Genomic DNA, 2,232 nt, shown 5'->3' with positions numbered 1-2,232 from the left:
CCCCGGCCGCCACCTCAGCGGCGTCCTTGACCTTCCAACCGAGACCGAGTGCCATTTCCGGGGACCTCCCTTGTCTGACCGCGGCACCAGTGACGCGGCTCACCTAGCAGTGATACAGGGAAGGTAGTGACCCCCCGTGCGCGACATGCTCGGCAATCATTGACAGCCGGATGCCGTGATGCATGGCAATCGTGCGCAGGTGCCCTCAGATGCCGCGCATCTGGTGGATCCGCAGGGCCAGGGCGAGGGTGAGCCGAAGCTGCGCGTCGGTGGTGAACGGGCCGAGCATGCGCTCGAGCTTGGCGATCCGGTAGCGCAGCGTGTTGTAGTGGAAGAACAGCTGCCGGGCGGTCTCGGCGACGTTGATGTTGGTGTCGATGAGCACGCTCAGGGTGCGGCGCAGGTCCTCGTTCTCCGGGGAGTCGTCGGTGGCGAGCTCGCCGAGGGACTCGTCGACGAACCGGCGCAGGTCGGCCCCGTCGGGGATGAGGGCGAGCAGGCGGTAGATGCCCAACGCGTCGAAGTGGGTCAGGGCCGACTCCCCGTGCATCTGTCGCCCGACGTGCACCGCCTTGCGGGCCTCGGCGTAGGCGGCCGGCAGGTCACCCACCGACGTGATCGGTCGCGACACCCCGGTCGAGAAGCTGCGCCGGCCGCCACCGCCGTCGCCGCGCACCACCTTGGCGATGTCCGCGACGGTCCGCATCACGGCATCCGCGGATGCCGTGGGGTCGGCCGGGAGCAGGGCGACGACCTCCTGGCTGAAGCCCGCGACGGGCACGCTCGCGTCGCGCGCGCGCACGGCCTGCACCCACGCCCGCACGAAGCGTTCCTGCAGGCCCCGGACCTCCTCGGGGGAGCGGGTCGTCTGTTCGTCGTTCTCGTCGGTCTCGGCCACGACGACGACGACCGGCCGCGCGAGGTTCCAGCCCAGGGACGCGGCGTGCGACACGGCATCCCCCGACTCCCCGGCGCGACCGGCGAGGGCGTCGCGCAGGAACTCGGCCCGGTACTTGCCCTCGACGGCGGCGACCGCCTGCTCCTTGGTGATGGCCAGGGCGGCGACGGTCGCGGCACGTTCGAGCATGTGCACGTCGGTCGGGGTGAGGGCGGCATCGGGGGAGAAGGCGCCGAGCAGCCCGTGGTCGGAACCGCCCGCGGCGATCTTGACCAGGGCGCGGGTGGGGTCGGCCCCGGTCGCGCTGCCGTCGCGCTCGCCGACGGGCTCGGACTCGACGAGCAGTCGCCCGGTGCGGTCGAAGCAGGGCAGGGCACGCACCCGCTCGACCTCGCTCTCGTCGCCCGCGATGGCGAGCACGCGGCCGTCGGTCGTGGTCACCAGCGCCGCGCCACCGAAGAACCCGGCGACGGCGTCACACACGTCGTGCAGGGAGCCGCCGGCGAGCACGACGCGCACGAGGATGCGGTGCACCTCGTCCTCGCGCTCGAGCAGGGCGGCCTGGTGGGCGACGACCTGCTCGAGGGCCTGGACGCGCGCGGCGGGGTCCTGCGGGAGGCTGTCGAGGGCCGTCGCAGGGCTCGGGTCGGTGCCCGGCGCGGCGTCCGCGAACGATGGCAAGGTGTGTGCGTCTCGCGGCCGATCGTTGTCAACAATGACCATCCGGACACTGTAGACCCGTCGCTAGCGTCGCCGTATGCCGTTCTCTGCCGGGTTGCGTCGCGAGGGCCCAGTCGTGGGCCTCGCCGTGGGCCCGTCCCGACAGCGCGTGCCCGGGGCGGTCTCCGCCCTCACGGCCGGCGCCGTGCACGGGCCCCTGGTGCGGGCCACCGTGCTGGGGGTGCACGCACCAGGGCTGTACCTGGACGTCGCCGGCACGGTGGTGCCGGTCGTCACCGCGGATGCCGTGCCGCTCGCGACCGCCGTTCGGCTCACGCTGGCCTCGGCCGACGCCCCGTGGCGCGAGCTTGCCGCTGGCGACGTCGTGCTCGTGGGGGAGGGCCTGATCCGGCTGCCGGGCTGCGACATCGCGGCCGCGCGCACCTGGCGCCCCACCCGGGTGCGCCGCCTTCCCAGCCTTGAGTGCGGAAGTGGTGGCCAGGGCAGCCACTTGCGCACTCACGACGGGGTGGAGGCGCTGCTTGGTCGAGGGCCGGGCCTGACCCCTGCCGGTGATGACGCGCTTGCCGGCATCCTGCTCGTGGCGCACGCCCACGGGGTGGCCGGGCCGGTGGCAGCGGCCGTGCGCGAGCGGCTCGGGTCGACGACCGCCG

At 73.4% G+C, this 2,232-nt stretch carries 2 protein-coding genes; one reads left to right on the top strand and one right to left on the bottom strand.

Annotated elements, in window-relative coordinates:
• Window positions 1-205: 205 nt before the first annotated feature.
• A complete protein-coding gene (locus PLL68_RS14140; protein ID WP_324535163.1) occupies window positions 206-1,621 on the bottom strand; it encodes a PucR family transcriptional regulator in 1,416 nt (471 codons plus the stop codon).
• A gap of 34 nt (window positions 1,622-1,655) precedes the next feature.
• On the opposite strand from PLL68_RS14140, the gene PLL68_RS14135 reads away from it, so the two are divergent.
• The coding region (locus PLL68_RS14135) for an oxamate carbamoyltransferase subunit AllH family protein (protein WP_324535161.1) at window positions 1,656-2,232 on the top strand (577 nt) is incomplete at its 3' end.

It is taken from the genome of Ornithinibacter sp., from assembly GCF_035443565.1.
GTDB lineage: Bacteria > Actinomycetota > Actinomycetes > Actinomycetales > Dermatophilaceae > Fodinibacter.
Note: the sequence above shows the minus strand (reverse complement) of the source record. Positions and strands in the feature narration are given on the sequence as shown.

What these genes read in the sequence shown, in the direction of transcription:
- PLL68_RS14140 (WP_324535163.1), bottom strand. Translation starts at nt 1,621, where the DNA reads ATGGTCATTGTTGACAACGATCGGCCGCGAGACGCACACACCTTGCCA.